Annotated in this window: 16 protein-coding genes; all 16 read right to left on the reverse strand. The window is 49.0% G+C overall.

All coding sequences use genetic code 11. The annotated features are described in order from the left end of the window. Positions 1 to 191: 191 nt before the first annotated feature. The 16 genes from H3H32_RS04890 to H3H32_RS04965 all read right to left on the reverse strand — a co-directional run bounded on the left by H3H32_RS04890 (position 192) and on the right by H3H32_RS04965 (position 23,334). A complete protein-coding gene (locus H3H32_RS04890; RefSeq protein WP_182461545.1) occupies positions 192 to 1,865 on the reverse strand; it encodes an arylsulfatase in 1,674 nt (557 codons plus the stop codon). Positions 1,866 to 1,888: 23 nt separating this feature from the next. Next, positions 1,889 to 3,553 carry an arylsulfatase gene (locus tag H3H32_RS04895; RefSeq protein WP_182461546.1) on the reverse strand — a complete coding sequence of 555 codons (1,665 nt, stop codon included), beginning with the start codon at positions 3,551 to 3,553 and terminating at the stop codon, positions 1,889 to 1,891. A 15-nt stretch (positions 3,554 to 3,568) separates the two neighbouring features. Beyond that, positions 3,569 to 4,963, reverse strand: a complete 1,395-nt coding sequence (locus H3H32_RS04900) for a sulfatase family protein (RefSeq protein WP_182461547.1) — start codon at positions 4,961 to 4,963, stop codon at positions 3,569 to 3,571. 4 nt (positions 4,964 to 4,967) lie between these two features. Then, entirely contained in the window at positions 4,968 to 6,803 is a 1,836-nt protein-coding gene (locus tag H3H32_RS04905) for a sulfatase-like hydrolase/transferase (protein WP_182461548.1), read from the reverse strand. 131 nt (positions 6,804 to 6,934) lie between these two features. After that, positions 6,935 to 8,368, reverse strand: coding sequence for a sulfatase family protein (locus H3H32_RS04910; RefSeq protein ID WP_182461549.1), 1,434 nt, complete (start codon positions 8,366 to 8,368; stop codon positions 6,935 to 6,937). A gap of 167 nt (positions 8,369 to 8,535) precedes the next feature. After that, positions 8,536 to 9,096 carry a LamG-like jellyroll fold domain-containing protein gene (locus H3H32_RS37315; protein ID WP_182461550.1) on the reverse strand — a complete coding sequence of 187 codons (561 nt, stop codon included), beginning with the start codon at positions 9,094 to 9,096 and terminating at the stop codon, positions 8,536 to 8,538. Continuing rightward, entirely contained in the window at positions 9,059 to 10,846 is a 1,788-nt protein-coding gene (locus H3H32_RS04920) for an arylsulfatase (protein ID WP_182461551.1), read from the reverse strand. Before H3H32_RS04920 ends, H3H32_RS37315 begins: the two co-directional genes overlap by 38 nt. A 6-nt stretch (positions 10,847 to 10,852) precedes the next feature. Then, positions 10,853 to 11,533, reverse strand: a complete 681-nt coding sequence (locus H3H32_RS37765; RefSeq protein ID WP_182461552.1) for a sulfatase/phosphatase domain-containing protein — start codon at positions 11,531 to 11,533, stop codon at positions 10,853 to 10,855. 10 nt (positions 11,534 to 11,543) lie between these two features. Then, a complete protein-coding gene (locus tag H3H32_RS04930) occupies positions 11,544 to 12,431 on the reverse strand; it encodes a sulfatase-like hydrolase/transferase (protein ID WP_182461553.1) in 888 nt (295 codons plus the stop codon). A 105-nt stretch (positions 12,432 to 12,536) separates the two neighbouring features. Beyond that, positions 12,537 to 14,099, reverse strand: a complete 1,563-nt coding sequence (locus tag H3H32_RS04935; protein WP_182461554.1) for a RagB/SusD family nutrient uptake outer membrane protein — start codon at positions 14,097 to 14,099, stop codon at positions 12,537 to 12,539. 25 nt (positions 14,100 to 14,124) lie between these two features. Further along, on the reverse strand, positions 14,125 to 17,196 hold the full coding sequence (locus H3H32_RS04940) for a SusC/RagA family TonB-linked outer membrane protein (RefSeq protein WP_182461555.1): 3,072 nt from the start codon (positions 17,194 to 17,196) through the stop codon (positions 14,125 to 14,127). 225 nt (positions 17,197 to 17,421) lie between these two features. Beyond that, positions 17,422 to 18,537, reverse strand: coding sequence for a formylglycine-generating enzyme family protein (locus tag H3H32_RS04945; protein WP_240543660.1), 1,116 nt, complete (start codon positions 18,535 to 18,537; stop codon positions 17,422 to 17,424). 12 nt (positions 18,538 to 18,549) lie between these two features. Continuing rightward, positions 18,550 to 19,617, reverse strand: coding sequence for a sterol desaturase family protein (locus H3H32_RS04950; protein ID WP_182461556.1), 1,068 nt, complete (start codon positions 19,615 to 19,617; stop codon positions 18,550 to 18,552). An 11-nt stretch (positions 19,618 to 19,628) separates the two neighbouring features. Beyond that, positions 19,629 to 19,841 carry a hypothetical protein gene (locus H3H32_RS04955; RefSeq protein ID WP_182464609.1) on the reverse strand — a complete coding sequence of 71 codons (213 nt, stop codon included), beginning with the start codon at positions 19,839 to 19,841 and terminating at the stop codon, positions 19,629 to 19,631. 828 nt (positions 19,842 to 20,669) lie between these two features. Further along, on the reverse strand, positions 20,670 to 22,115 hold the full coding sequence (locus H3H32_RS04960) for a sulfatase family protein (RefSeq protein WP_240543661.1): 1,446 nt from the start codon (positions 22,113 to 22,115) through the stop codon (positions 20,670 to 20,672). Between the two features lie 385 nt (positions 22,116 to 22,500). After that, positions 22,501 to 23,334 (reverse strand): ceramidase domain-containing protein, encoded by an 834-nt coding sequence (locus tag H3H32_RS04965; protein WP_182461557.1) that lies wholly within the window; start codon positions 23,332 to 23,334, stop codon positions 22,501 to 22,503. Positions 23,335 to 23,359: the final 25 nt, after the last annotated feature.

Consider the following 23,359-nt stretch of genomic DNA (forward strand, 5'->3'; position numbering starts at 1 on the left):
TGGTGTTCTGAATTTATTTTCGCTTTACTCCCCTCTCCCGTTTTGGGAGAGGGGCAGGGGGTGAGGGTAATCGGACAAATTCTAGCAGTTCACCTCACCCCAACCCCTCTCCTGAAAACCAGGAGAGGGGCTAAAAAAGAGATAAAACTAGACAGCTCTCGCCCTTCATGGACACTTACCAATGAACAACATTAGAAATTTCGGTTTCCGATCGACGGTTTTTTAGGTGTGGGTAGAAGCGGTTCTTTCGGCTTTATTTTGTCGTAATCCACGACGTCGGTTTGTTTGGCCCAGTTGAAATACAGCGCCGATAAGTCATCGACCAGATTGGAGTTTCGGGCGGCTACATTCTGCGTTTCACCGGCGTCACTTTCCAGATCGTAGAGTTCCCACTGATAGCTTGGGTAGATTGATACCAGCTTCCATTTTCCGCGACGAACGGCTCGGTTGCCCGTCCACTCCCAGAAAAGCGGCCGTTGTGCGTCCAACTCCTGACCGTTAAAGAGCAGGTTCGTCAGGCTTTTTCCGGGCAATGAATTGATCGTAGTTCCTTGATACGTAGCCGGATAAGACGCTTTGGCGAGGTCATAGAATGTAGGGGCTAAGTCGATGAGATGACCCGTTCCACGCGCCAGCGTCCCCGCTTTGATTTTGCCGGGGAACCAGGCAATGAACGGCGTACGAATACCACCCTCGTAGGCAAACGACTTAAAGGAACGAAAGGGCGTATTCGACAGATACGACCAGTTTTTGCCCTGCGATTCAAACGAACCTGCCGTACCAACTGGTCCCGTATTGCGACCCGCTTTTGGTCCCCAATGGGCTACATCTTCAGCGGGAGCGCCATTGTCCGAAATAAAAACAACGAGTGTATTCTTGTCCTTCTGGAGTTCTTTCAGTTTGTCCAGCACTTTGCCGATGCCCTGATCAGCGCGGTCGAGCATGGCGGAATAAACTTCCATTTTGGCTTTCCAGAGTTGTTTTTCCTCATAGGTCAGCGCATCCCATTCCGGTACATCGGCATCACGGGCAGCGGCTGCGTCGGCTAACTTCTGGGTTATGATGCCCAACTTCACCTGACGAGCCAGCCGTTCCTTGCGCAATGCGTCCCAGCCTGTATCGTATTTGCCTTTGTATTTGGCAATATCTTCCGGTAATGCCTGTAACGGCCAGTGGGGAGCGGTGTAAGCCAGGTAGAGGAAAAACGGTTTGTTTTCTTTATTCTGTTCATCCAGAAACGTTACGGCATGGTTGGTTACCTCATCGGTGAAATAAAAGGAGTTGGGTTTAGGATGTTGTCGTTTATTGTCTTCCAGAACGGTTACTGGCGAAGGGCGTCCAATGGGTAATGGGCCAGCGTCGAAGTAATTGGAGGCTCCACCGAGAATGCCGTAAAACCGGTCGAAGCCCCGCTGTTTGGGCCAATACAAACTATCGTTTCCAACGTGCCATTTGCCGGAAAGGAGTGTGCTGTACCCAGCCTGTTTCAGCACTTCGCCAAAGGTCAGCGACTGCTTATTCAAGTATCCCTGATAAGCGGGTAGACCCAGATTGACGTTGAAATAACCAACACCTGCTTTATGCGGATATTGCCCCGTAATGAGCGACGCCCGCGTTGGCGCGCAAATTGAGTTGTTGTAAAACTCTCTCAGTCTCAGTCCTTCATTGGCCAGTCGATCCAGATTAGGGGTTTGAATTTCAGAGCCATACGAACCCAGGTCAGAATAGCCCATGTCGTCCACCATAATCAGGATGATGTTGGGTCTTGAAACAGTAGGGTTAGGATTTTGAGCGTGCCCCGGCGCATTTACAGCGCAGAGAGCCGCAATGGCCAATAGATATTTTTGTATGAGGCTGTTTTTCATGGTCTGTTTTAGTCAAACGGTGGTTATTCGACGCGGGAAGCGGCTCGGTTCGGGTTCGCGCCAGCATTGCCACCGGGGAGTCCCTGACTGACCGGACGGAGCTTTTCGTAGGGTTCAACGTCGGTGCGTTTCGCCCAGGCTTCATACTCGGCGTTTAGGTCTTTGACAATGTCGGGGTGTTGGGTGGCTAGATCAGTGGTTTCGCCCCGGTCGGTTTCGAGGTCGAATAGTTGCCATTTATTCTGCGGGAAGATGGATACGATCTTCCACTTGCCTTTCCGAACCGCCCGATTCCCCGCCCGTTCCCAGAAAATAGGTCGGTCGGCTGGCAGCGCCGTTCCCTGAAACAGCAGGTTTGTCAGACTTATACCCGGTAGTGGATTGGTTTTTACGCCGTTGAAGGTTTCGGGATATTTCGCTCCGGCCAGATCGTAAAACGTGGGTGCCAGATCGATCAGGTGGGCGGTGCCTTTCTCAATGCTACCCGCTTTGATTTTCTTTGGATACCAGGCAATGAATGGTGCACTGATGCCGCCTTCGTAAGGTGTGGCTTTGTAGTTGCGGAACGGCGTATTCGATACGTAGGCCCAGTTTTGCTCCTGATAATCATACGAACCCGCTGACCCGATTGGTCCCGAACTGCGCGGGCGTTTCCGTCCCGTTGGGATCAGACCCCCCTGCGCTCCATTGTCGGAAATTAGCACGATGAGCGTATTGTCATCTACTTTGAGTCGCTTGAGTTCTGCCAGAATGCGCGCCAGACTTTGGTCGACGTGATCGACCATGGCCGCGTAGACTTCCATTTTTCGTTGCCAGAGTTGCTGTTCATCGTAGGTCAGACTTGCCCAGGGAACCACTTCTGGATCGTGAGCGGCAATGGCTTGTTTGGGATCGGCAATGCCGAGTTTGATTTGCTTCGCCAGCCGCTCTTTCCGAAGCGAATCCCAGCCGATGGCGTAGCGGTCTTTGTACTTGGCAATGTCTACGGCGGGTGCCTGCAACGGCCAATGTGGAGCATTGAAGGCCAGATATAGAAAGAAGGGAGCCTTTTTCGATTCGTTAATGTACGAAATGGCGTGGTTGGTAATCTCGTCGGTCAGGTATTTGCCCGGCTCCAGATGGATCTGTTTGTTATCCTCGACCAGTTCGACAGGAGGGGCTTTCTCTTTATACGGGCTGATGTTGTAGTAATTGCTGGCCCCGCCAATGAATCCATAAAAACGGTCGAAACCCCGCTGTTTTGGCCAGTACAAGCTATCATTCCCAACGTGCCATTTACCCGATAGGTAGGTACGGTAGCCAGCCTGTTTCAGCACTTCGCCAAACGTCAGCGATTCTTTATTGAGCCAGCCCTGATAGGCGGGTAAGCCCAGATTGACGTTGAAATAACCAACGCCCGCTTTGTGATGATACTGCCCCGTAATGAGCGACGCCCGTGTGGGGGCACAGATCGAATTATTGTAAAATTCACGTAACCGCAGCCCTTCACTGGCTAGTTTGTCGATGGTTGGGGTGTTGATTTCGGAGCCGTACGCACCAAAGTCGGAGTAGCCCAGATCATCCACCATGACCAGAATGATATTGGGTTTACCGGCGGCAGTTTTAGCCGATTTTCGGGCTTTGGGCTGTGCATTGGACACACTGAAGACGAATGCCATCAGGATGACACTTAAACTAAGACGTTTCATAATGTTAGAGAACCTTTATGGTTTTTTGGCGTAAACGGTATCGATGGAAGCCCCGGCGTCGCCCTGTTGCTTCATCCAATCGTCCAGTTTCTGTCGGTATTGTTTGATACGATCTTGATAGGCAGGATTAGCAGCCAGGTTGTTGAATTCCCACGGATCAGCCTGGTTATCATAGAATTCGACGGCGGGTCGTTTCTCGAATCGCTCGGTAATTCGCTTGGCATTCGGGTCGGTGGTGGCTTTATCGGCCCAGGAAAACCAGACCGAGTTGCGATCTTTCTGGGCAGGATTCATCATGAATCGGTTGTAATACGCTTTGTCTGGCGTCAGGTTCAGAATCAGCTTATACCGAGTGTCGCGAATGCTGCGGATTGGGTAGGGGTTGCCTTCCGGGATATTGTTGTGAATGCCATAGGCGTAGTCCCGTGCTTTCGTGCTTTTTCCAAGCAACACCGGCAGAAACGTTTTGCCGTCTAATCCCACGATGGGCTTCCCTCCGGCTATGTCGATGAGCGTCGGGGTAATGTCTTCGTATTGAACGAGTGCATTGGTTTGCGTCCCCGGTTTAACGGCACCGGGCCATTTCACCAGCATCGAACTCTTCTGCCCGACGTCCCACAGGTTCCATTTAGCTCCCGGAAACTGCGCGCCCTGCTCACCCAGAAACACAACGATGGTGTTTTTATCCTGACCCGTTTCTTTCAGGAGTCGGGTAATATCGCCCACCTGATTGTCCAGCCGCCGAACTTCCGCCAGATACTTGACAAACTGACGCCGGGTTACCTTTGTGTCGACCCAGTTTTTGGGAAGAATGAGTTTGTCGGCGTCAAATTCGGTGGTGTCGCCTACTGTCCAGGGTGCATGCGGATTGATGCTCATGACAAACAGGCAATAGGGCTGGGAGTCACGGGTAATGTATTCTTTCACATCGTCGAGTTCGTAGTCGTCGGTTGGCGCTACGTAATTCGGCTCGAAGCCTTTCACGATCTCAAACGGGAAAACGGTTTTAGGTTTGGTAACATGATCTTTGCCCGTCAGTCCAACCCGATACCCCAAATCGGCCAGGTAATGCCCGACACTTTTCAGGTTGTCATAAACGGGTTTGTGATTCTGAAACGACCCGTGCCGCACCGGATACAGGCCAGTAAACAGAGAGGCCCGCGTTGGCACACACATGGCTTCGGACGTGTAAATCTGATTGAATTTCAGCCCCTCTGTCGCCAGCGCATCGATGTTTTTGGTGCGAATATTTTGACCGCCATAGCAACTCAACTGCTTACTATCCAGATCGTCGGCCATAATGATAATGACGTTGGGCTTCTTGGTTGATTGAGCAAACACGCCGATCAGACTGCTGAAAATCAGTAGGGCCAAACTCAGAAAGAAGCGCTCTTTGGGGGACGTGTACATCGTATTAATGGTTTAGTTCTTCGACCAGATTTTGGGCTGCCCGAACATCGTAAGCCGTATCGACCGAATAGCCTTTCGCTGCCTGGGTCACAATTTCCTTTACTTCCGGTAAGGCCGGGCTGGCCTCTTTCCCTAACGATTGCAAAACACTGAGCGCTTGCAGGCGAACCAGACGACTGGAGTCCGTTAAGGCTTTCCTGAGAGCAGTAATCGACTCGCCTTTTTCACCAAGCTGATAGAGTGCTTCGGCAGCGGCAACCTGAACCGCAGGCTCCGGGTCCTGGAGAAGTTTTTGTAGTGATGCTTTCCCCGCAACAGGCTTCAGCACAGTACAACCCGTAGCTGCCCAATAGCGGACCACCGGATCGGTATCGGCTAGGCGTTTGGTGAGTTCGCCTGCGTCTGCCGGGTTGCGGGAGGAGGCCATCGCAGCGGTTTCAATAATGCGATTGGTATTGTATTTTCCCTGATGGGCGTAGTCGTACAAAGGTTCCTGGCTGGCAATTTTCGCTAAAATCGCTTCGGGAATAAAGCCAACATCGTTGCTTTGCCGAAGCCACTGGTCGTTGGCTTTTCGCAGCCGAGCAAGCTCTTTTGCGTAACGCGGGTCAGCGGCCAGATTGTGAATGTTGTCTGGGTCTGCATCCACATCAAACAGTTCCTCCGCAGGCTTAGCCTGCCAGAAACGAGACTGTACTTCGTTCAGGCGACCCGCTTTATACTCAGCTTCCCACGATGGAAGCGAGGGTGCCTGCCAGAGATAATTCAGATGCTGACCGTAAATCTTGTGCGGCAGATAATTCCGAATATACCGGTACTTTTTATCCCGCACCGACCGCGACAAATCAATGGCTTCGTCCATGCGTCCGCGGAATCCATAGGCGTATTGATGCTCGGGTTTCTGCTGATTGCCCAGAAATGCCTGTCCCTGCATATAGCTTGGAATCTGGATGCCCGCCAGACTCAAAATAGTGGGTGCAAAGTCCAGAAACGTAACGAGCTGATCTGTTTTCGACCCGGCTTTTGCTTTCGCCAGATGCGCGTACTTTTTGGGTAAATGAACAATTAGCGGTACGTGCAATCCCGATTCATACATGAATCGCTTGCTACGACCCAGCACCCCACCATTATCGGCATAATAAAACACGATGGTATTTTCGGCCAACCCCGCATCGGTCAACTCATTCAGCAGCTTACCGAATTGTTGGTCCATTGTTTCCACCTTGTCGTAATACTGAGCCCAGTCACGTTTGAACTCGGCCGTTCGGGGATGATAGGGCGGAATGGGCGCTTTCTCCGGGTCGTGGTGGAGCGAAGGAAGTGGCTTATGCAATCCACTTTCGTGCGATACAAACAAGTTGAACACCGCAAAGAACGGTTGACCATTTTTGCGCTTTTTGTAGGTTGCCGAATCACTCGATTCATCCCAGGCATCTTTCTGATCAATCGTATTATAGTCCTTTTTAGAATTGTTGGTGGTGTAATAGCCCGCTTCCCGCAGATACTTCGGAAAGAACTTCACGAACGAGGGAACAGGATACGTACTGCGCATGTGTTCGGTGCCCAGCGAGGGTGGGTACATGCCCGTAATAAGCGTATTGCGCGAAGGTGCACAAACCGGAGCCGTCGAAAACGCATTTTTGTACAGGATGCTCTGTTTAGCAAACTGGTCGATGTTGGGCGTTGTGGCGTAGGGATTACCATAACAGCCGATTAGCGAGGTATTATTATCCTCGCTAACGATCCAGAGAATGTTAGGTCGGTCGGCAGATGCCTGTGCCTTTCCCTGAAAAAAGCCCAATAGCAACAGGCCGACGATTTGTTTTTTTATTTTCATCATGTGCTCAACGTTGAGCGTAGTATTCACTACGCTCGAGTGTTATCCGGTCTCTAACCGGAGTCTATTAATACCGGTCAGAGACCGGGTAACACTGCGACGTAGTGAATACTACGCCGAACAGTAGAGACTATTCAATATTTTCCCTCGGGCGGAATTGGTAAGGGGAGGTAATCCCGGTTCAGAATCATCCATTCCTGTAATCGGGATTTCAAGTCATGCACAATGTCCTGATGTTGTTCATCGGCAATCAGATTAGTGAATTCGTTCGGGTCTTTTTCCAGATCAAAGAGTTCAAACATCTCCCGGCGAGCCGCAAACAAGCGCTGGTCAATCTTGGGATTTAACTTCCCTTCGGCATGCCGCTGGGTTAAATCAAGCCAGAAGGGTTGCGCTGCAAAATCGACGGGCGTATAAGGTAATTGCCATAAGGCGTTGTAAATCAACTTATACTTGTTGCCAATAATCGTTCGACCTAAGTCAAAATGAACCGTGCTGGTGGGTAAACCATGACCGTGGGCACCCCGCACAGCAAAGACGTAATCGTGTGGTTCGTACGACGCTTGTTGAAAGGAGGGCACCAGACTTTTACCCGTCATAGTTTTAGGAATCTCTACCCCGGCCACCTGCAAAAAGGTTGGGGCAATGTCCTCGCCCGATATGATCGCATTGTTCACCTGACCGGGTTTGATCAGACCCGGATGCCGCGCAATGAGCGGTACGTTGATGCCGAGGTTATAGAGAGTTCCTTTGCCCCGCAAGAGCGCTCCACCGTTATCGCCAATGAACACCACCAATGTATTTTGGTCCAGTCCTCGCTTTTTGATTTCGTCCAACAATTGGCCAACGTCGCCATCCAGCCGCTGAATTTCGCCGAGATAAGCTGCGAAATCTTCCCGGACCAGCTTGGTATCGGGCCATCCTTCCGGCAGCTTAAGGGCTGCTGGGTCTGGCTCAAATTGTTTCGCTGTGAAAACCCGGTGCGGATCGCTGTAGCCAACCTGTAAGAAAAAGGGTTTGTTTTTGGGGGCCTTGTCGAGAAATTCCTTGTATTGAAGCTGTATAGTGTCAGAATTTGGTGTCGTGCGCAGGTAATCGACCCGATTTTTGAAGGTCTCCAGACCATATTTGTCATACACCACCGCCGATTCCTTCACCCCTCGATTTCCGTTCAAATGAAAGGTTCGTCCGCAAATACCGGTGTAATAACCCGCTTTTCGTAGTAACTCGGGATACGTAATGACATCAGCGGGTAACGGTGCCGAAAAGCGTGTCATCTGAATATCGAGCGTCGAGCGGCCAGTCATCAGTGCCGCCCGTGACAATACGCATTGAGGAGCCGTTGTGTAGGCACGCGTATACCGAATCCCTTCCTGCGCCAACCGATCGATGTTCGGCGTTTTGATGCTGGGGTATCCGTAGCTACTCAGAAAAGGCGCACTGTGATCGTCCGACAGAATGAAGATGATGTTCGTCGGCTGATTGGCCTTTTTCTGCGCGAATCCCAGTCCCGGCAGGAGCAGGGTTAGGAGCAAGGTTAAGGCTATATGGGTTATATTTTTAAGCATTAATGGGCTGTTTGAACTAATTATTAGGAGTATGTTTTTGTGGTGTCAGATGCTTACATCTGACATTTTAGGTTTCTCAAAACCTAACGATGACAATAGGTTTTGAGAAACCTAAGTGTCGGTTATTAGTAACCGACATCACTCAGCAATGCGGCTTTCCAGCCGCGTTACTTTTTCAGATATGATTGTTGGGGCGGTTCGAAATCGAGGGTGACTTTGTTGATTTTGCCTGTGAATGCGAATGGTACTTTATACGAATCCGAAACGGGGGTTAGGTCATCAAAACCAACGTTGACTCCTTCGTGCGAATAGATCGAGGCAATGCTGCGCTCGAAGGTTGTTTTGGCTTCCTGCGTCCCGTTGACATACAAATCGATCTGGCCAACTTTTTTCTGGGCATCAAAATGGACATCGACACGCAATTGCGCTTTTCCCGCTGGTAATGCACCCTTCGACCAGACTGCGTATTTGGTGCCGTCGCCGAGGTTATAGACAAACTGCAATTTCTTGTCCTGTATAAAGAGCGTAAGTCCGCCAGCCCGACCACCCCGTGAGAGTAATACTCCTTCGGCTCCGTTAGCCGGAATCGTTACGTCGGCTGTTAGTGTAAAAGCTTGCTTTCCGGCGAGGGGACTAGCAATATCGATCAGGGTTTGAATGCCCGGATACAACACAACCTGATTCAGATTTTTATACGCCGATGGTCCAACGGTAGGGGGGAGTGCCATCTTTCAAGGGATAGATGTTGTACTTAACCGCTTCGCTTTCAAATAACTCGCGTAACTCTTTCAGTTTTTCGGGATTGCTGGCTGCCAGATCGTGCAATTCATTGAAATCTTCATTCATGTTGAACAGCTCCCATTTGTCCTGATCGAACGGCTGCTTCTTTACGTGAAGGGTGCCCGCTTTCCAACCGTCTTTATAAATCGAACGGGTGCCCAGAATTTCGTAATACTGCTGCGTATGGCGGTCAGTCGCTTTCGCATCATTGATGCTGTAGGCCAGACTCGTTCCTTCAACAGCATCCTGTTTGTAGCCATTGATAGTTTGTGGAATCTGAGCATTGATTAGCTCAACGGTAGTTGGCAAAATATCGATGACGTGGCTGTATTGCGTGCGGAAGGCTCCTTTTTCCTTGATGCCTTTCGGATAAAAAACGATCAATGGATTTCGGGTGCCACCTTCTGAATTGGCGTCCGTTTTCCACTGCCGGAATGGTACGTTCGTAGCGGCAGCCCAGCCCAATGGGTAATTTGCCTTGGCGAACTCGGTACCGATCAGGTCAATCTCTTTCAGGTTTTTCTTTAGATGTTCTTCATCCGAGATTTCCGGATCGAAGTTGTTAACTGTACCGACAAACGTGCCTTCTTTGCTCGCCCCGTTGTCGCCAACCGACACGAAAATCAACGTATTATCGAGTTGGCCAATTTGCTTCAGATGGTTCACCACGCGGCCGATTTCGTGATCGGTGTAGCTCAGGAAACCAGCGTACACTTCCATGAAACGGGCATAGAGTTTCTTCTCCGGCTCGGAGAGGGTGTTCCAGGCTTTAATGCCGGGATTACGGGGAGGCAGTACCGTATTTTTGGGAACAACACCCAGGCGAATCTGATTGGCTAATGCCTGTTCGCGATAGGCGTCCCAACCGGCATCAAACTTACCTTTGTATTTGTCTGACCATTCTTTCGCTACCTGATGCGGGGCATGACCAGCGCCGGTTGCCAGATACAAAAAGAAAGGCTTGTCGGGTGCGGCTGATTTCTGTTCCGAAACGTACTCGATCGCTTTGTCGGCCAGCACCTGATTGAAATGTTTCCCGTTCTGCTGGTCTTTTATCCGACGCGTATCTTCCCAAAACTCGGTGTGCCACTGGTCGGTGCTACCGCGAGATGGGAATCCGAAAAAGTGATCAAAGCCACGACCCGTTGGCCAGCGATTGAATGGTCCGGCTGGTGTCAGATCGGCCAATGGAGTGATATGCCATTTCCCCAGGGCAAACGTATTGTAGCCGTTCTCCTTCAAAATCTCAGCAATCGTCGCTTTTTCAAACGGAATCTGCGCATCATAGCCTGGTGTCCCGACAGCATTTTCCGGGAAAAGACCCATGTGTGCCGAATGGTGATTTCGACCCGTTAGCAAAGCCGCCCGAGTTGGGGCACAAATTGACGTTGTGTGAAAATTGGTGTAGCGAAGGCCGTTATAGGCAAGGCTGTCTAGTGTTGGCGTCTGGATTAAACCGCCAAATGAGCTAATTGCCCCGAAACCAATATCGTCCAGTAAAATCCAGACGACGTTTGGAGCACCCTGTGGCGCTTTCTTCCGCTCGGGCCACCACTGCTGAGTTTCGGCTACGGTTTTGCCGATGGTAGCCTTGCTGGGTTGGACGGGCGTATACTGGGCCCTGGTACTCGCTGTTGTCGCGAGCAAAGCCAAGGCTGCAATTGAGAATTTAGTGAATAAAAGAGGAGTATTTTTCATGAGCACTTAGGGTTGTTTCCCCCAGTTAGGTTTAGTAATGTCGAGCGCATCGTGATAGATCTTCATTTCGCTGATTAACAGCGCTTCCAGTTGCTGTTTCTTTTGCCCAAAGGCCGAATTGTCGGCTAAGTTCTTTGTCTCGTAAGGGTCGTTATTAAGATTAAACAACTGGATGGTTTGCTGCTGATTGACGTTGTATTTGATCAGCTTCCAGTTATCGGCGGTGCGAACAGCCCGTTGCAAATCACGATAGGCGTAATAGACCTGCTGGCGGCCTGATTTCTTAGGGTTTTTGATAAACGGTAACAGGCTTTGGCTTTCAACCGTGGGCGGATTCGGGAAGCCAAGCACACTCGTCACCGTTGGGAAAATATCGGCCAGATACGTCAGTGCGTCAACCCGCTGGTTTTTCGGTAAAGTTGGCCCGCTAATGATCAGGGGCACCCGCATGCTATGTTCGTAAACGTTTTGTTTTCCCAACAAACCGTGGCTGCCGACTGCCAGACCATTATCACCTGCAAAAACAATCAGGGTATTTTTGGTTAATCCTCGTTTATCGAGTTCATCCAAAATACGCCCGATTTGCGCGTCCAGCTCCGAAATCATCCCGTAGTACAACGCCAGTTCCTCTTTGGCCTGGGCTTCAGTCAGCGGCCGAGGTAGTAGCTTTTCATCCCGTACAGACAAATCACCATTGTCAAACGGGTGTTGGGGGGAGGAAATTTGCGGGTAGCGGAACCTGTTCCTTAGAATATAGTTTTCGGTATTTTTCCGTTGGGGTACGTGGGTCGTGGGGCGACGTAAAGGCGACGTAGCAATAAAATGGTTTAGAGGTTGTCGTTTGCTGGTTCAGAAACTTGATCGCTTCGTTGGCGTATAGCTCCGACGAATAGGTACTGGCGTTTTGATTCGGCTCCTTGAATTGCCCAGAAGGGTCATAATTCACAAACTGCGGATGTTCCTGACCGCCATCTTTGGGAAAATGCATACCGCCGAAATAGAGGGCAGCGCCCCCTGTGTAACTCCGGGCGAAGGATGCCTTATCGTTGTGCCACTTCCCGATGGCGTAGGTCTGATAGCCTTTGGTTTGCAGGTATTCCGGCAACGTAGTATGTTCGGCAGGAATAACATCGCCTGTTTTTTGCAGGTCGTTTAGGTATCTTCCTGTATGAAGCATCGCCCGGCTGGGAACGCACAAGGCTCCATGCATACCACCCATCGTTTGCGCCCGTGTAAAGGCGACTCCCTGTTTTACCAGCCGGTCGAGGTTGGGCGTTTGTATGACGTTGTTGCCCAGGGCATGAATGGTGTTGTACCGTTGGTCGTCGGAATATAAAACCAGAACGTTGAGGGGATGGGCATTTGATTTGCCAGAATCTACCCCACCCCAACCCCTCCCCTTAAAACGAGGGGAGGGGCTAGAAAAGCCTGGTTGTACACCATTCTCTTGGTTTTCAAGGGAGGGACTAGGGAAGGCCGATTCTACACCCCTCTCCTGGTTTTGAGGAGAGGGGCCGGGGGTGGGGTGAACAGGACTAATGAAACTACCCAGACCAAAGATTGCTATACAGGCTAAGTGTCTCATTGATAACGATATTGCTGACTTTACTTTCATTTTTCTATTGATTCCAAAAGGTGAATTTGTTAGGTAGAGCAGTTTGTCGGGCTACTCTACCTACCGGTGGAATCGTTACCAGCCCGCATTCTGAGTGAGCTTGGGGTTATTGTCAATTTCGGTTTGCGGAATGGGGTATAAATAGTGTTTGGCCGCAACATTGGTTTTACCCACTTTTTGTAAGCTGGAGATCAAAATGCCATTTCCACTCGCATCTTTTTCCCGAATCAGATCGAACCAGCGTTGGTATTCATAGGAAAGTTCAAGTCGACGCTCCAGATAAACTGAATCGCGGAATTGATCCTTATTTAAGCCTGCAGTCAGGTCGGCCAGACCGGCCCGTTTGCGGACCCGATTGATCGATTTGTAGGCTTTGGCGGTTGGACCATTCACCTCGTTTTCGGCTTCCGCATGAATCAGGAGCAATTCGGCATAGCGGATAATGGGTACGTTAGCCTCCGAGTTACTGGTGACTGATGTGTTCGCCGGGTCCCACCACTTATGCCAGAAGGGGGTAGAGTCGTTGGCTACCGCTGAATTGGCAATCGGAAGACCGTATTTTTTGCCGTTTGACGGGCTGGTAAAGTTGCGTACAAACGTGACATCCCGACGCTTATCAGTGGCTTTATACAGCTTGTAAATATTAAAGAACTTATCGTTGCCCTGCGTGTAAAATCGAACCATATGCGCGTAGTTACCCGTCAGGCCAGGAATCGAGGTGAAAATGGCCCGAGGATTTTCAGCGTTGCCCTGGCTATACGAATTGCCCTTCATCTGTGCCGAGAAAATGTGCTCGGCCCCATTTTTATACGCGGGTAAAAAGACCTGTGAGTAGTCCGCTTTCAGATCGTATCCGTACGTACCCGTTCCGCCATCGGCAGGCGATAGAGCCTCTTCGGCTTTCGAAATGGCCTTCTGGTAGTTTTCGGTCAATTTTAACGGTAAGGAGGCCTTGATCAGGTACACTTTTGCCAGTAGCGCCTTGGCCGCACCCGCCGTAGCGCGACCTGCGTCAGGAGCGCTATAGGAAGCGGGTAGAACCTGAGCCGCTTCGGTCAGATCCTTTTCGATCTGCGCATATACATCGGCCGAGGGCGTGCGGGCAACGGCGTAATCGGAGGCATACACGTAGTTTTGATAATCAGTCACTAAGGGAACGTCGCCGTATAAACGGACCAGATTGAAGTAAAACAGGGCCCGTAAAAATTTAGCTTCGCCCAGAATCCGATCTTTCGTAGCGGGTACCGAAAACGGAATGGCAGGTACTTTGGCCAGCACGACATTGGCTTTCCGAATGGCCGCATAGTGTTGTTGCCAGAGTTCGTACACCCGAAGGTTACTGGTTGAATGCGCTAAAACGGATAGCGACCGAACATCGGGGTTGGTTGCCCCCGGCCCTGGATCTTCGTCATCACCGGCCATATTCATCCCTGTATTGAACAAGGTATTATAAGGCGATTGTACTTTAGCCGTATTCAGAAAGAAATAAGCCGCGTTGATGGCTGTTACCGCATCCGATTCCGTTTTATAGTACTGGTCTTCTGAAATGATCGATTCGGGTTGTTCTTTCAGAAATTCCTTGCAGGAACTGGTGAGGAAAGCCGCTATAAGTAGTAAACTATAGGAGTATTTTTTCATGATTGTGCACGGTTAAACGAATTAATCAGAAGGTGATGGACACGCCTGCCAGATAGGACTTATTGTTGGGATAGACGCCATCATCTACGCCCCGATTAATCAGGCTTTGTCCGCTTGAGCTAACTTCTGGGTCAAAGCCGGTATACTTGGTCCAGGTAGCCGCGTTTTGCGCTGATACATACACCCGTAAACCCTGGAGACCTACTTTAGCAATGACTGTTTTAGGGACCGTATAGCCAAACGAAGCGTTTTTCAGTCGGTAGTAGGTAGCATCCTCAATGAACCGATCCGAAATAGTAATGGCCGGGTCCTGATAAGCTGCTTTCACGTCTGTATTGGTATGCGTAGGCGTCCACCGATCCAGCATGACTTTTGAGAAATTGGTGTAGCCAGTACCTAATTCAAGGTTAGCCCGGTTAACATTGTAGAGTTTACCACCTACTGAAGCCTGGAAGAAAATCGACAGATCAAAACCTTTGTAACTAAACGTGTTTGTTAGACCAGCCGTAAACTTGATCTGGTTGTCAATCACAATCCGGTCACCCGCCTGGGTAATCAGGCCATCGCCATTCAGATCTTTATACTGTTGGCCACCGGGTTTGTTGTTGGCTTGCGGAGTCAGGGGTTTCGTATCCTGTTGAATCAGTCCATCGGTTTGATACACGATGAATGAGCCAAGGGGATGGCCAACTTTCGCGATGGAAGGTGCTGAACTGGATGGGATATATTGATCAACTCCATCGCCAAGGCTCAGAATCTTATTCGTGTTCTTGGCATAAATCAGGATGGTCGTCCACTTAAAGGGTCCGGTGATGTTTCGGGAGTTAATATTTAACTCGATACCCTGGTTGGATACGGCACCAACATTTTGATAGGTTGTCGATCCCTGACCATTATAGACATCCGATAAACCAGACGTTCCAGGAACAGTACGGGTTAGTAGCAGATCTGTTGTCTTTTTATAGTAATAGTCGGCCGTTAGATGGATACGCTCGTTTAATAAACCTACATCCAGACCTGCGTCCACCTGAAAGGTTTTCTCCCAACTCAAATTCTTGTTGGCCACCGTACTTGGTGCATAGCCAGAGACGGTAGAGCCCGAAAAATTGTAGGGATAGTACGTTAACTGGGCCAGTGATTGATAGGGAGGGATATTCTGGTTCCCCGTTGAGCCCGCACTTAGCCTAAGTTTGGCCGAACTAACATGGCGAACTTCACTAAAGAATTTTTCATTGCTGATGTTCCAGCCGACAGCTGCCGAGGGGAAATAGCCCCATTTGTTCCCATCGCCAAATTTCGACGAACCATCGGCGCGGAAGGTAGCCGTAAACAGGTACCGTTCGTCATAAACATAATTGATTCGGCCTAAGTAAGAAGCTAGCGACCAGTCGATGGCCGACGAAGCGGGGGTTCGATTGGTAATGCCGGTTCCCAGGTTATTGAACGTCAGGGCGTCTGAGGTAAACCCGGCGGCTTCGGCCACAGAACCTCTTGTTTTTGACTGTTGGGCCGTGAAGCCGACAACCGTATTCAACGAATGCTTACCCCCAAAGTGCTTATCGTAGCTGAGTGTATTTTCATTCAGCCAGTTGGTGGTGAAAATAGAGCCCACCAGCGCATCGCCATTCAGGGCTGAGCCTTCGTAAGTAGAGATCGGGAGGTACCGATTCTGTTTGTTATCCACGACGTCAGCACCCACCAGGACCTTTGCTTTCAACCCCTCAAAAAAGGTGTATTCAACCGAAAAATTGCCTAGAAACCGATTTGTAGATGTCTGGTTGATCTGATTCATCAACGAGTTGATAGGGTTGGCGTAGACCGTTTCGAACGGGCTATTTTTAACGAATGTGCCATTGTCCTGATAAACTGGCAGCGCAGGTGGCGTTAAAATTAAAGCGCCAACAATGGCCGCCGGAGCCACATTCGCTTTGGTGTTGCTTCCGGTAATACTGGCCGAAAGACGCAGGTTTTTGCTGTAGTTATGATCAATATTGACTCGTGCCGACATTCGTTTGAAGTCCGTATTCTGGAGTACCCCATCCTGCTTGAAGTAGTTAAACGAAATGCCTAATCGGGTTTTATCCGATCCAGAGGAGATGGAGAGGCTATGACTTTGCTGGGCCGCTTTACGGAATCCAGCCGCCTGCCAGTCGGTTCCGGCACCCGTGGTATCTAAAGAATAGCCAGAAACACTAGGTAAGGTAGGCGTTTTGCCCGAGTTAATTGCCGCATCTTTTCGAAGTAACCACCACTCTCTGGCATTCAGTAGGGGTAGTGTTCGGATTACCTGTTGCTGCCCATAATAGGCATCGTAGCTAATCGTGGATTTTTTGGCTGATCCCCCTTTTGTCGTAATGATAACGACCCCATTGGCTCCCCGCGAGCCATAAATTGCCGTTGCAGAGGCATCTTTTAGGACGTCAATAGACTCAATGTCAGCTGTATTCAGAGACGATAACGGATTTATTTTTGGGCCATCGGTAACGCCAGCATCGCTTACGCCATAATCGTTATTGATCGGGAAGCCATCGATCACATAAAGCGGATCACTACCCGCCGTAATCGAGTTGCTCCCTCTGACCTGAACGCTCACCCCACCACCTGGCTGACCAGATGTTTGCGTAACCGTCACCCCGGCAATGGACCCCTGGAGTAGTCGTTCAAGTGAGACAACTGGCTGTGATTTAATTTCCAGGGGAACGGAGGCAATCGAGCCCGTGATGTCGCTGCGTTTGACCGTCCCGTAACCTACCACGACAACTTCACTTAATTGGCCAAGATTTTCCTCCAGTTCAATGTCGATAGTATTCGAAACAGCCGCGACTTCACGGGTCTTGTAACCGACATACGTAACGATAAGCGTAAACGGTAATGTCTGGGCCGTTTTCAGCGTAAACTTCCCGTTGACATCTGTAGAGGCCCCATTGGTAATGCCTTTTATCTGAATGGTAGCGCCAATCAGGGGCTCTTTTGTTTTGGCATCCACGACCTTACCGGTCAGGGTAGAGTTAATAACGGGTGTTGTACCTTGTGCAAAAAGAGAGGAAGGTTGGGTAAGAATCCAAACCCACAGTAAAAAAATTAAACTTTTATTCATTGTTTTGTACTGGTTAGATAAACAATAAGGTGCTGGGCTAGTCGTGCCAACGACTGCTCAAATTCGGTTGCCTCCGAGCCTTGTTTTGACCAGCCAGCCCTGCTGCAACAGAGCTGGCTTTTTTATTATATGGGAATTGTTAAACTATACAATTCATAATGCAAAATGTATAATGGTTCTTTGAGTGGTCAGCAACTCAAACATTGTCCATTTTTCATTTTTCATTTATAAATTCTGAGGGGTTGAGGCTGTACGAACACAACGGAATCCTAGATTATTACTGGCGCTTGTTGTTTCGCCTTTTCCTCGGCTGCCTGCCTTATAGCGGGTACAGTATTGGTCGCTGCACAGAAATGATCCGCCACGTTGTACGTGTTTCACCGTTCCAGGTTCGTCGGGATCGTAGCTGTCATTTGGGCCTTTCGGATTAGCTGTGGGACTTTTCTGGTAATAATCGGGTCGGTACAAATCGCTGCACCACTCCCAGACGTTACCATCCATATCGTACAAACCATTTGGATTCGCAGGAAAGGTTTTAACCGGAGCTACTGTTTTGAAGCCATCTTCCAGTGAGTTTTTGTTGGGAAACGATCCCTGGAAGATATTCGCTACCCATTTCCCGTTTGGCTTTAGGGTATTGCCCCAGTAGTAGGTTGTGTTCTTCCGGCCTGCCCGTGCCGCAAACTCCCATTCGGCTTCAGTTGGTAAGCGTTTACCCGCCCATCGGGCATAAGCGGCAGCATCTTCGTAACACACCTGCACCACGGGCTCATTGCTTTTTCCAACCAGATTACTCTGAGGACCAAGTGGATGCCGCCAGTTGGCACCTGCTACGTATTGCCACCATTGCAAGGGATTTTGCAATGAAACGGCCTGGGTGGGTGGGGTAAATACCGCCGAACCGGGCACTAACTTATCGGCGGGTACGCCCGGATAATCAGCCGGATTTAGCGGGCGTTCAGCTACTGTACGATAACCCGTAGCTTTTACAAAGGCCTCAAACTGAGCGTTGGTCACTTCGTGGGTGTCCATCCAGAAACTAGCTACAGTTACGGTATGTACGGGTTTTGCATCCGGGAAATCGGCTGTACCCATCTGGAAATTACTCCTTTTAATGAGCACCATATCGGCAGTAGTCGATTCTTTGGATGTAGTTGATACCAGGCTCGTTCGTAAGGCGACGGCTCGAGATGGCACCTTGCACGTTGAGGCACCACAGAGCGCCATCGACTTCTGAGGAACCTTGGCCGACTTTTTATTGGTTACTCCCGGCTTTGTCATGAAAGCCACACTGGCGATCAATAAAGCAGTAGCGGGAATAACGGATTGAATTGAGAACATAGGTCTTGTTTGTTAGGCACTTACCAGATTAGGGGTAGGCTCTGCCACTACTTCATCGCCCACCTCAGGGCCATCGGCTGCCAGCTCACTACCTTCTTTTTTCGATTTGAAGATTGGCCACAGAAACTGAGCGTACCATTCTTCCTCTTTGTAAAATTTGATACCGTAGGAGGTCGGGTACTGGCGAGTGATTAGCCCGGTGCCAAAAATGACATCCCAGAGGAAAAACATATTACCAAAGTTGCCTTTGTAGTTTCCAATGCCGTCGTCAGTGGTGTCGGCGTGGTGGGCATGGTGCGTAGCTGGCGTAGAAATGAGCCGCTCCAATACCCAGGCGACGGGGTGTAAAATCCGGTATTTGTAGAAGGGTTTATCCCAGGCAATACTGCTATGCGCCGTCATGGTAATTAAGCTTTTAATCGCCGTTACGAACAAAGCTGGATAGCCCAATCCGAGGTAAATGAGGGTCGCTGTCAGGTAGGTTTGGGAGAAGAAGATCGTGTAAATAAAGTTCTGCCGACTGGCCATTGCCATACCCATGTAAGGGGCCGAATGGTGCGTCCGGTGGAAACGCCACATAAACGGAATTTGATGATGTAACCGGTGATACCAATACTGCGTCAGGTCATCGGCTACGGCAATCAGGAAGAAGCCACCCCAGAAAGGTACCCATGAGAAAATGTTGGCGTAGCCGGGGAGTAGCGTTGGCAAGAGCGTTAGGCTGAAATACGCAACTACCGGTGGAATCAGAAACTTGGGAGCCAGAAAACAGACGATATCGATTTTACGCTCGGTCGATGTCCACTTGTTGTCGTAAAGTCCCAGGGCGAATTCCAGCGTGCCCAAACCCAGGGCTAACGCTATAAAACCCCATGATTTCAGATTCTTGAAAACGGGTTCCAGGAATGTCAGGAAGGCCGGTGCTGAAACATGCGCGTAATCCTTGATCGGATTTTTCCAGGGTGTTTCGCCGGTATAGCTAAACCAGATAACCAACGCGACGACGGGCAGTGCATAGAGGATTATGCTAATCAGCCCATCGCGAATAATCTTCTTTGATAAGGATTGATCGAGAGCCATTGTTGTGGTAATTAATTGAATAGTAGTGATTTGATAAGCAAAAGTCCACCGCTTAGGATAGCTAGTGGGATGGCGTAAACCAGCAGGCTTACACCAATTTTCTTTGCTAGAATTTTTACGTCTTCGGCAGCCATGAGTTGTTTTAGGAGAATTTGTTCCTTCTGATTCCGTGGGTGGGCACCTCTGTTTTTAGTAAGAATAGTAGTCGACTGAAGAGCCTGCATTTCAAAAGTAGACGCCTTTCTTTTTGAAAACAGAGATTGCCACACACCACAGAATCAGAAGGGATAATTTATCATGCGTTTCTAGCTTCTATAAATACATATACTATATGGATTTTATATAGTAATATGATGAAAAAAAATGTTGTTGATGAAGAGTTGCAGCAAAGCGAGATGGCGAACTGCAATGACAAGACTGATGGATAACTAGTAACGTGTCAACAGAAGTGAAATCTGGAAAGGGTCTGGGGACTTTCCCTGTAGATACTACAACAAAGCGTAAAATGCATTCGCATATAACTGGTTATTTATAGGTTGGAAAATTAGCACTGATCTAATGTTACGGCGCTACAGAAAGCCGAAATCATTCGCCCAAAGCTTTATCTGTATAAATAACAACTACTTTGCAGGTAGTAATTGAAATGTGCTTCAAAGGTAGAAACGATTATTTTATAAAAACAAATTTTTAAATCATTTTATTTTCAAATAGGCTCATATACAGCTAGTTGAAAATTTAATATTTTATTGTATATGCTTAAAATCCTCTTTTTGAAAAAGGGTTTAGCCATAAACAACACACAAAAATTTTTGCTGACTGACTAAATTTTGTGTAGTAACGTATAGTGTTCTCTAGAGATACGTATAGGATTTTTTGAAGATTGGTTTCGGTCAATTCTCGATCGAATAGATCGGCTTTAGTAGTTTATAGATCGTGAATTATAGGCGCTAGTTTTGTCATGCTGACGTAGGAAGCATCTTAAAGTCTACTTGTTTGAACACTAAGAGATCTTAAGATCCCTCCTGCGTCGGGATGATAAAACTAGCCTTGTACTACCTCGTTTTTCCTTGTTTAATTTGATTTAAGAGCGCTGTTAACTCTTTTACCTTCTCTGGATTTTGTTGGTATACGTTGGTTGTTTCCAGTTGATCGGTTGCCAGATTGTAGAGTTGCCCGGTAGGCTCTCCCGCCACAGGTTTCACATCTCTCGGCTCCGTAAATCCACCTGAACCGAGCCCTTCAATGAGTTTCCAATCGCCTTTTCGGATGGCAAAATAGCCGATGGAAGAACTATGAACGACGGCTGGCTGATTCGGAACCTGTTGGGCTTTCCCCAGCAATACGGGCAAAATACTGTATGTGTCTTCTGGATTTGGCGTTTTGTCGCCCAGAATCTCTTTGCAGGTTGCCAGTAGATTGGCTAAAGTGGTAGTGGCGTTACTCACCGCGCCCGCTTTTACCTTACCCGGCCAGCGGACGATAAATGGTATACGGTGACCACCTTCAAAGGCATCTCCTTTCATACCCCGAAACGCCCCAGCGGCTTTGTGATTGAATTGTTTTACAAAGCTTTCCCGCCAATAAGGACCGTTATCACTGGCAAAAACGACTATCGTATTGTCGGCCAAACCCGATTGTTCCAGCGTTTTTACTACTTCGCCAACGGCTGCATCTACCTGTTGCACAAAGTCACCGTACTCGCCTACTTTTGATTTACCCTTGTAATTATTGGAGGGTACCCAGGGCGTGTGGGGTGCCGACAAAGGCAAGTAGAGAAAGAACGGTTTCTGACGGGTTTGCTTTTTCAGGAAATCGGTGGCTTTGCTAATAAACGTGGGTAGTACGTCGTAAAAATCGAAGGAGGGCGACATTTTTCCGGCACGCCAGAATGGTCCGGTATACCCCGTTTGTAGCTTATTTCCATCGGTATACCCCGTCGGTAATTCGATCAGCTTCTGATTTTCAAGGTAACAGTAGGGAGGCATATCCAGCGAAGCGGGAAGGATGTAGGAGTAGTCAAACCCAATCGTATTCGGGCCTTGCGCGGGCTTTCGGGAGAAGTCGATGACGGCGGTATCCATCTCATTTTTGATCCCATAATCTGCCGAGGCTAAAAGCCCTTCATTCCCCTTTTTTAGCTCCCAGTCCAATCCTAAATGCCACTTGCCAACCACACCTGTCTGGTATCCTTTGCTTTTTAAGAAGGAAGCCACGGTTGCCCGGTCGGCTTCAATTAAAGTTCGACTATAGCCTCGCAAAACGCCCACGGGTAAACGACTACGCCAGGGATAACGGCCTGTCAGGAGCGCATATCGGGTAGGGGTGCAGACCGACGATGGGGAGTGAGCGTCGGTAAAGCGCATACCCTGGGCGGCCAGTTTGTCAATGTTAGGAGTAGGTATCTGCCCTGTCGGATTATAAACGGATACATCGCCATAGCCCAGATCATCGGCCAGAATATAGACAATGTTGGGTGCTTGCTGTTTCTGATTTGCCATACTGAGGCAAAGAATTCCACTGCCGACGATCAGTGCGACGATAGCTAATTTGATGGATCTGACCATGTTTCTAAGAGGATTATTTAGCGGTTGTGTTGTGCTATCGCCATCGTGAATCAGGCTCGTTTTGCTGTAGCGAAATACAAACTGAAAGGCGTTATAAACCTCACGACTTTTCTGGAGATACAAGATGGCATCATTAGGTTTGTTTAAGATATCGCCATCTGCGGGAGGTTATAGTGTTTGTTTGAACACAGAGCCACAGAGGACTCAAACAGATTTAACGTGTGGTGTCAGATGTAAGCATTTGACATAGAGAGGTTTTAGAACCCGACGCCACGATAAATTCTGTATTCATTTCTTTAGGTTCTCTGTAACTCTGGGTTTAAAAACTACTTTTCCTGCCAGCAAATCGAAAAAAGGAATAACTGCAAACGCTGCTGAGAGCTGTAAGCAAATGCCAGATGGAATGACCTTGAATCAACGAGTGCGGATCGCAACCAATTTTCTGTACATCCAACGTGCGGAACCTGACGGCAATTACCATCAATACAAGGCTTGCAATGCCAACTAATCCTGACCGTTCTTTTCTGAACTGGAAGTAATTGATGGCGATGCACACCAGCAGAGCCAGTATCAGGCCGGGTAATAATTTGGAGCTTGGAATCAGTAAGGCAATTTTCAAAAACAGGATAATCAGGATCACCAGCGAGACAGTCCAGATGGTTTTGACGGGTTGTGTGAACCTGACTTTATATAAGACGTGATAGAGTCCGATACTGACTAGTACCAGCGTGATTCCGTAAGTGCCGTTCATATCGACCCGTTGGCCAATGTAGGTGAGTGATGCGTGAAAAAACGCGCTGCCAAAACCTAAATAAATAAAGCAGATACCCATTAACGCCGACAGCATCGGAAACGATTCCAGCCGATTTTGGCGCTTCAAACCATCATTTTTATAATCGTCGTAGGCAATTTGTACGATCAACACCCCAAAGAAGAAATACGCCAGATTGGAATACGTATTCATGGGTTGATGAAAGAATTTGTCGACATGATTGAACTCGCAATATTCAACCACGAGTGCCGATTTGCTGACAACCATGCCGTCCCAAACCGAGCCGTTGAAAAATGAATCGAGGCCCCACCAGACAGCCAGCATGCCCAGCGTCACGAAAAACGAGCGTACTACGAGCTTATATAAAACTGGTGTAGGCATAGGAGGTTGATGTTTTGGCAACATT

The sequence above is a fragment of the Spirosoma foliorum genome, assembly GCF_014117325.1.
GTDB classification, from domain to species: Bacteria; Bacteroidota; Bacteroidia; order Cytophagales; family Spirosomataceae; genus Spirosoma; species Spirosoma foliorum.